Source organism: Bartonella sp. CL71SXKL, from assembly GCF_042194935.1.
In the GTDB taxonomy this organism is placed as follows: domain Bacteria; phylum Pseudomonadota; class Alphaproteobacteria; order Rhizobiales; family Rhizobiaceae; genus Bartonella.
Genome location: NZ_JBHINI010000014.1, coordinates 36,117 through 44,004, shown reverse-complemented (window position 1 = coordinate 44,004; position 7,888 = coordinate 36,117). Strand labels below are relative to the sequence as shown.

General features: G+C 37.5%; 8 protein-coding genes. 6 read left to right on the top strand and 2 right to left on the bottom strand.

Annotated elements, in window-relative coordinates; translation table 11 throughout:
- On the top strand, positions 1 to 663 hold a 663-nt coding region (locus ACFILA_RS07485; RefSeq protein ID WP_375660915.1), incomplete at its 5' end, for a tyrosine-type recombinase/integrase.
- Between the two features lie 332 nt (positions 664 to 995).
- Here ACFILA_RS07485 and ACFILA_RS07480 read toward each other — a convergent pair.
- On the bottom strand, positions 996 to 1,226 hold the full coding sequence (locus tag ACFILA_RS07480; RefSeq protein ID WP_375660916.1) for an EexN family lipoprotein: 231 nt from the start codon (positions 1,224 to 1,226) through the stop codon (positions 996 to 998).
- A 1,050-nt stretch (positions 1,227 to 2,276) separates the two neighbouring features.
- Positions 2,277 to 3,002 (bottom strand): hypothetical protein, encoded by a 726-nt coding sequence (locus ACFILA_RS07475; protein WP_273790963.1) that lies wholly within the window; start codon positions 3,000 to 3,002, stop codon positions 2,277 to 2,279.
- A gap of 398 nt (positions 3,003 to 3,400) precedes the next feature.
- Here ACFILA_RS07475 and ACFILA_RS07470 point away from each other — a divergent pair, with 398 nt between their 5' ends.
- The 5 genes from ACFILA_RS07470 to ACFILA_RS07450 are packed head-to-tail and all read left to right on the top strand — an operon-like array spanning position 3,401 to position 7,847.
- Positions 3,401 to 3,715: a TrbC/VirB2 family protein gene (locus ACFILA_RS07470; RefSeq protein WP_375631336.1), complete on the top strand. Its 315-nt coding sequence runs from the start codon at positions 3,401 to 3,403 to the stop codon at positions 3,713 to 3,715.
- Positions 3,716 to 4,024 (top strand): type IV secretion system protein VirB3, encoded by a 309-nt coding sequence (locus ACFILA_RS07465; RefSeq protein ID WP_273723684.1) that lies wholly within the window; start codon positions 3,716 to 3,718, stop codon positions 4,022 to 4,024.
- A 22-nt stretch (positions 4,025 to 4,046) separates the two neighbouring features.
- Entirely contained in the window at positions 4,047 to 6,401 is a 2,355-nt protein-coding gene (locus ACFILA_RS07460) for a VirB4 family type IV secretion/conjugal transfer ATPase (protein ID WP_273790961.1), read from the top strand.
- The gene (locus tag ACFILA_RS07455; protein ID WP_375660914.1) at positions 6,398 to 6,883 is read left to right on the top strand and encodes a type IV secretion system protein VirB5; all 486 of its coding nucleotides are present in this window, start codon (positions 6,398 to 6,400) and stop codon (positions 6,881 to 6,883) included. The genes ACFILA_RS07460 and ACFILA_RS07455 overlap by 4 nt, the downstream gene beginning before the upstream one ends.
- On the top strand, positions 6,870 to 7,847 hold the full coding sequence (locus ACFILA_RS07450) for a type IV secretion system protein (RefSeq protein WP_273790982.1): 978 nt from the start codon (positions 6,870 to 6,872) through the stop codon (positions 7,845 to 7,847). Before ACFILA_RS07455 ends, ACFILA_RS07450 begins: the two co-directional genes overlap by 14 nt.
- The last annotated feature ends 41 nt before the right edge of the window (positions 7,848 to 7,888 follow it).

Genomic DNA, 7,888 nt, shown 5'->3' with positions numbered 1-7,888 from the left:
GAAACACCAGCAATGGCTAGAAACTTTCTGAAAGCCCTTAATGGACTTTTTAATTGGGCAATTGATCAAGGTCTTTTGGAAAATAATCCAACTTTAGGCGTCAAAAAACCTCCTCTTAAAAATAAAAGCGGCTTTCCTGTTTGGACAGAAGAAGATGTTGAGAAATATTATCACAAATGGCATCATGGTACCCATGAACGTGTCTGGATTGATGTTCTTTTATATACGGGCTTGCGTCGTGGTGATGCGGTACGAATTGGCTGGAAAGATGTCAAAGACAATATTATTCATCTCAAGACAGAGAAAAGTAAATTCCAAACAGATGTCTTTCTACCTATTTTACCGGAATTAGCCAAAACGCTTGAAGCTGGTCCTATTGGAGTAGAAACATTCATCTGTAGTAAAACTAATCAAAAACTCTCCAAAGAAAGCTTTGGCGATACATTTAGAGACGCTTGTAATGCTGCTGGAATTAAAAAATCGGCGCATGGATTAAGAAAATTAGCAGCAACACGCGCAGCTAACTCTGGTGCAACAGTATCACAATTGAAAGCACTCTTTGGCTGGACAAATGATGCTATGGCATCTCTTTACACAAAGAGCGCAGACCGTAAAAGGTTAGCTATAGAGGCGATAAAAAAGCTTCAAAAAGATGAGGGATAGAGGCAAAAAAACTCAATAGAATCAAGATTCACCTATTCCCCCATATTAGACATAACTATTTTATTTTACTTGCTTTTTATATACCCTTTACGAACAGCGTCGCAAAATAGGCTTGGATACCTTGAGAGATATTTCTATAAGACAATGTATCTAGTTCTCTCATGATCATAATCCTCAATCTGATAAAGTTGAAACAAACAATAGGATTGCGAATATGATTTAGGGAGCTCATCTGAAAGATGAAAAATGATAAAAAATTCCGCTATAACAATTGAAGAAGCGAGCATTCGTTGAGCCGTAACTTCTTTATTTTAGAATTTTTATATCACACTTTACTGTTGAGATGCATGACCACTGTCTTTAACATCAAGCTTTGGCGAGAAAAACATTTCAGTATCTGCTTGTAAGACATTTTGACAGTTTTTAGATTCCTTAACAGCTTGTCCTGAAAAAAAACACTTCATTCCCCATTCTTCTTTTAATTTTGCATCTTTTTTAAAATCTTCTACGCTATAGTTTTTTTCACACCCCACGACGAATAATAGAGCCGTGCATAATAAAATAATTTTTTTTCATTTTATCCCTCTTTAAATATCTTATCTGTTAATATCATCCCCCCAAATGAGGGTTGAATTTTCACACTGTATGAGAATACAGCCTCACTATCACTGACTTGCTTTCAAAGTGAACACTCTGAGTAAAATAACGAAAAGAAGAGCTCACAATAGCTATCATATGAGTTTGTCATAAAATACAATGAGAAGGAAAGAGCCCAAACTAAACACAAATGACGAAATCAGAAGGCGCATTAATGCTTTTGTCAAACTAATTTCAAATAGTTACATTGCAATAAGCATCGCCCCTAGCCCTATAGAAAGCCTATGAGCATTATAATACTTAAGTCTCACGATCAATGGGTGACAAAGCCATAACAAAAAAGTATGAGCTCTTTTTACCTATTTGTATGTTGATTATTGTTCCCCCATCGAATGCTTAAATAGAAACGTTTTACGGTACATAGAAAACAATCAACAAGGCAAATCATTTTTACGAAGATTTCTTCGTGTAGAGTCTACTTGAAATCCATCCATCTTTTAGAAATCTGAATTTAGAAGCAGATAATTATGAAAGCTTTTCAAGGAATGCAACAGATTGATCACTTTTAAAGAAGTAAAAAACGTGATCCAATCCTGAAGATAAAATTCTGATGAAGAAAACTTTTGCTAGGAATTCTTTTAAGGCATTGTAAAATATTCTATCAGTTATATCAAACGTTATCCCATTTTGGGGGCCGTTCATTTTTTACTTTTTCAACTTCGCTCTAGAAATCCGTTTCTTGAGCGTTTTTTATCGTCTCACTTTCTCCTTCAAACACAAATACTCAAAAATGCTTTGCCACCAACAATGAAGTTTTCCTGCTTGTATAAAACACATAAGTAAAAATAGAAGAGCGATTTTGAGAGCAAACCTCCCTGAAAAAGGAAGTATCATCCATTTACTTCATAAACGAAAATAATCTCACGGTTTATTCAAATTTGCTCTATGGTTTGGTACAATTTTATTGATAAAGCTTTCTCTATAAAGATTTAAGTAAATATGTTCGTTAAAACCAATCACGGACTTGCAAAGGGGTTGTAAGATCCATTATCTCTCCGCCATTTTAAAGGTTCAGTGAAATCACTTGACCAAAGACCAATCTTGTTGCCACGTGCTTTTTCTTCCGCATGATGATACTGGGCTGGAATAGGATTTTTTCCCTCTTTTGAGAGTACCAACATACCTTCTGTAAGACCTGCCTCAGCTAAATCAACCCCTTGAACAAAACATTGCGCATAATAAACACCATTGTGCATCAAAGCCTGTTTACAGGATAAATCCTGCCCAAGTGTTTTGGTGACAAGCCAAGCCATTGTAACCACACCACAGGGCCATTCTTGATCATTTAATCTTGCTTTTTGACGGGGTGCACATGTGTCTACACCATAAAGATGAATATCACGGATGATATGTGATCGCCAAGATTGTGCAGAAGGCGTCAGTAATTTAAATGTAACCCCACTTGTAACAGAGGCCTTACCATGAAAAACAACAGCATTATTTGCAACATCGTTTAATGAAACACTCTTCTGCAAATCGAGATCTGATTCATTTTTTTCTAATTGCTGTTTGGTGATAGATTTACCCAACTTTTTTTCTTCTCGATAGAGATCGACAATATCTTGTATATCTTGCGTCTCAAATGTCTTAAGAATGCTGAAATCCATTTTATCTTTATATTGGCTTAATCCCCACACTATGGAACCCATAATGTAAACAATAACAATCAATTTAAATAGCATTTCTTAACACGCTCGCTCAAAAAATTCATTGTTTTTCTATCCTTTCACATTATTTATCAGCAATCCCCTTGTTTTTAAAGAAAAAATTCAAATATCTGTGTTGCATATTAACTACACTTTGTAAAGAATAATATTCCTTCTTGCATTGTTTTAATATTGTTGTTTTTACAAACGAGTACAACTTAAAATTGCCATTTTCATGTAGCACAATCTCAATTTGAAAAGACTTCTGTCTCTTTAAGAAGAAGAGCTTGAGAGTGAACAGATCCACGATCAAGGCTTTAAAAACAAACAAATGAGGAGAATTAAACTGTCATCAAATGACAACACTCTCCAGTTTGTTAGAGGCAATGGAATGTCGACATATGAACAAATATTATTTGTTAAAGAGAGGTAAAATGACAGATAATAGATTCCAAAACATCATTTTTATCGTGACCATGCTGCTTTTTACAGCATTGCTTGTATCAGATCCTTCTTATGCAGCTGCTGATGGAGGTGGTTTCGGGAAGCTCGATGGTGTTTTAGGCAACATTGTTGCGATGATGACGGGTCCAACGGCAAAGCTCATTGCTATTATATGTGTTGCTGCTGTGGGGATTGGCTGGATGTACGGCTTTATTGATTTACGCAAAGCAGCTTACTGTGTTCTGGGAATTGCTATTGTTTTTGGTGCCCCCGCTCTCGTCGGTAAATTAGCGAGCACAGCATAAATGAACGAAGATACTCTTTTCCTTGCCTGTACACGACCGGCCATGTTTGCTGGTGTTACAATGGAAGCGATGGCGCTTAATGTCATGGCGACATCCATTCTTTTCATTTTGACCAGTGATTTTACCATGTTTGGTCTTGGGATTGGGATACACTTTATTTTGCGAGAAGTGACAAAGTATGATCACAACCAATTTCGCGTATTATTTGCATGGCTCAATACCCGAGGAAAACAAAAAAACCTCAACAGATGGGGAGGAGGTTCGACCTCCCCTTTACGCCTTATCCGCACTTATAAGGAACTAAGCTGAAGGAACGAAGCCGGTGAAACAGATGTCAATAATGAAACGGGAAACTTTGCCTGAAGAATATATTCCCTATATACGCTACATCAACCAACATGTCGTTGCTTTAAATTCACGTTGTTTAATGGTTGTGTTGGCTGTTGAGGGTATAAATTTTGACACTGCGGATATTGATCAATTAAATTCTTTACACAACCAATTAAACACCCTTTTAAAAAATATCGCAGACGAACGGCTTGCTTTATATTCTCACATCATCCGCCGCCGTGAAACGATATACCCAGAAGGTCATTTTCTTTCATCTTTTGCAACAACATTAGATGAAAAATATAAAAAGAAAATGGTTTCACAAGAACTGTATAGAAATGATTTGTTTATTTCACTGCTTTGGAATCCGGCAGCGGATAAAACAGAAAAGCTGGTTTCATTTTTTCAGCGCTTGAGCAAAGCGAAGAAAACACAATCTGAACCCGATGAGGAAGCTATTCGTAAACTCGAAGAGTTAAGTCAAGATCTTATGCAAGGTTTGGAAGAATATGAAGTCCGTCTGCTATCAATCTATGAACATGAAGGACTTTTATTTTCCGAACAAAGTGAATTTCTCCACCAGCTGGTAGGGGGAAGACGTGAGCGTATTCCTCTCACATTTGGAACTATTGCTTCAACAATTTACTCGGATCGTGTTATTTTTGGGAAAGAAATTATCGAAATTCGCCATGAAAGCAATGAACGCTTTGTGGGCATGTTTGGATGGAAAGAGTATCCTTCTAAAACACGCCCAGGTATGACTGATGGTCTGCTTACGGTGCCATTTGAATTCATTTTAACACAATCCTTTGTCTTTAAAAGTAAGGCAGCCGCCAGTGCGATTATGAGCCGCAAACAAAATCAAATGATCAATGCAGCTGATCGTGCTAGCTCACAAATCGATGCACTAGATGAAGCGCTAGATGATTTAGAATCAAACCGTTTTGTTTTGGGAGAACACCACATTTCTTTAGCTGTTTTTGCTGATCATCCCAAAATATTGTCTGAAAACTTATCAAAAGCACGTTCCCATTTAACCAATGGAGGAGCGGTGATTGCCAGAGAAGATTTAGGATTAGAAGCAGCATGGTGGGCACAGCTTCCTGGAAACTTTAGCTATCGGGCGCGTTCAGGCGCCATTACTAGCAGAAACTTTGCCGCTTTATCGCCTTTCCATTCTTTTCCCGTTGGCAAACTGAAAGATAATGTTTGGGGAGCTGCTGTCGCATTGCTAAAAACACAGGCTGGTTCACCTTACTATTTTAATTTTCATTATGGCGATCTTGGAAACACGTTTGTTTGTGGTCCATCGGGATCCGGTAAAACAGTGATTGTTAATTTTCTTCTTGCACAATTACAAAAACACAATCCAACAATGGTTTTTTTTGATAAAGATCAAGGAGCAGAGATTTTTGTACGGGCTGGAGGAGGGAAATACAAACCTTTAAAAAACGGGCAGCCCACGGGTATTGCTCCCTTAAAGGGCATGGAATACACCGAAAAAAATAAAATCTTTCTTCGTAATTGGATCTTAAAGCTGGTAAGCGCTGAAGGGCAAATCGTAACAGAAGAAGAGCGACAAGATATCGCCAAAGCTATTGATTCCTTAGAAAACTTACCCCCAACCCAGCGCTCTCTTGGTGCACTTCAACTGTTTTTTGACAACACATCCAAAGAAGGGATTGCCATACGGCTGCAACGCTGGATTAGAGGCAATGATTTAGGATGGGTTTTTGATAATGATCAAGATGATCTCAATTTAAATGCGCAATTCATTGGATATGACATGACCGATTTCTTAGACAATGAAGAAATTCGGCGTCCCTTAATGATGTATCTCTTTCACCGCATTCTTGATTTGATTGATGGGCGGCGCATCATTATTGTCGTTGATGAATTCTGGAAAGCTTTGGAAGATGATTCATTCAAAGCTTTTGCTCAAGATCGGCTAAAAACAATCCGTAAACAAAATGGCATGATGCTCTTTGCAACACAAAGCCCTAAAGACGCTTTGAACTCAACAATCGCGCACACAATTATTGAGCAGTGCCCCACTCAAATATTTTTTCCAAATCAAAAAGCAAATTATAATGATTATGTCGAAGCTTTCAAACTTACTGAGCGTGAATTTGAACTGATACAGTCAGAATTAAGCAGAGAATCCCGTCGTTTTCTCGTCAAACAGGGGCAAAGTTCCGTTGTTGCAGAACTTAACTTACGTGGAATGAATGATGAGATCGCCGTTTTAAGCGGCACAACAAAAAACATTGAACTCATGAATGAAATTATCAACGAATATGGAGCTGACCCTGACAAATGGCTGCCCATATTTTATCAAAGGAGAAAAAATCAATGAAAAAATATGGCTTAGTTACACTGTTATCTTTTTCTTTTATTTCTCATGCAATATCACAAACGACACCCGATGCGGAGGAATATTATAAACAAGCACTCGAGAACACACAAAAATTAGATGCTGCAAAATCAGAAACAGCTGAAACCATTTATAAGACTGCAACAGATACTGCAAAAAAAATTAAAGAAATAAGTAATCAACTTGAAAATATTAAATCAAAACCAGACACAAAACCCGAAGAATTGCAAACCCTTCGACAAGAGATTCAAGTAAAGCTTTCTCTTCTTCAAGCAGATCTTCAAGTAAGTTCTTTAAAACTTCAGTCTCTCGATATGATTCAAGCAAGAGATACGAAAACAAAAGATGAATTACGTGAAGAAAAGGAACAACAAAAGCATAAACATCTTGAGGCACAATTAAAAGAAAAAGAAAAACAATTAAAAGAAAAACTTGAAAGTACGAATACAAATGTCAGACTTTAGTTTTTCTCCCTTTGAAAGCGTTTCTGGGTATATTTTAAAACCCTTAGATAATGTGATGGACACAACGGTGAGTGGGCTATCTTCTGCTATTTCAGCGCCCTTAAATCTCGCTGCAATCATTTTTATCTTTCTTTATGGCTATAATGTTATGACAGGTCGCGTTGCGCTTTCCATGCATAGTCTTCTCAATAATGTTGTTAAAATCGTTGTTGTTACAACAATGGCAACGAATGCGGATACATTTAATACTTACGTCAAGGATATTTTCTTCAAAGATTTATCCAACGCTATTGGGAATGCGCTTAACAGCAATCCTGCAAGCTCCAATGTTTTTGATTATATTTTGTTAAAGGCAAGTTCGCGCTATCAAGAAGTCTTATACAATGCTTGGTTTTTTGAAAAGATCATTGTGGGTCTTCTTGGTTCTATCATGCTTCTCGCGGTTATTCTTTTTTGTATAGGTGGTTTTATTGTGCAAATGTTTGCACAAGTTGCACTCGTCATGATTATAGGTCTTGGTCCTCTATTCATTAGTTTGTATTTGTTCAATGCAACGCGAAAATACTCCGATGCATGGATTACAACTTTGATCAATTTTACCATTTTACAAGTTCTCGTGATCATGCTTGGAACCATTATATGTCAAGTTATCCTACAGGTTCTCAAAGTTTCATATGAATCAATCTATGTTCTTTTCCCCCCTGTCATCGTCATTTCGATCATAGGGGTTATTATCTTCCGTGCGCTTCCCGGTATTGCAACAGCGCTGGCCTCTGGCGGACCATACTTTAACACTGCTGTCTCTTCAGGAGGACAGGTTTTCACAATGCTTGCCAATAGTGCAAGAGCGAGTGGGAATGCAATAAAAAGTGCCACTTTACAAATCTCAGGAGCTGCCGGTAAAGGTGCGGCAGGTGCGGCGGCAAAAGCAGGAAGATCCGGAGGTGGACGTGGTCGATTTTAAGATAAAGCACCTCTTTAAAAGAATAAGCATTTTTGTTTTTG

Bases quoted from the DNA above. Each gene is read 5' to 3' on its own strand.
- ACFILA_RS07475 (WP_273790963.1), bottom strand. From the start codon at position 3,002: ATGCTATTTAAATTGATTGTTATTGTTTACATTATGGGTTCCATAGTG.
- ACFILA_RS07470 (WP_375631336.1), top strand. From the start codon at position 3,401: ATGACAGATAATAGATTCCAAAACATCATTTTTATCGTGACCATGCTG.
- ACFILA_RS07465 (WP_273723684.1), top strand. From the start codon at position 3,716: ATGAACGAAGATACTCTTTTCCTTGCCTGTACACGACCGGCCATGTTT.
- ACFILA_RS07460 (WP_273790961.1), top strand. From the start codon at position 4,047: ATGTCAATAATGAAACGGGAAACTTTGCCTGAAGAATATATTCCCTAT.
- ACFILA_RS07455 (WP_375660914.1), top strand. From the start codon at position 6,398: ATGAAAAAATATGGCTTAGTTACACTGTTATCTTTTTCTTTTATTTCT.
- ACFILA_RS07450 (WP_273790982.1), top strand. From the start codon at position 6,870: ATGTCAGACTTTAGTTTTTCTCCCTTTGAAAGCGTTTCTGGGTATATT.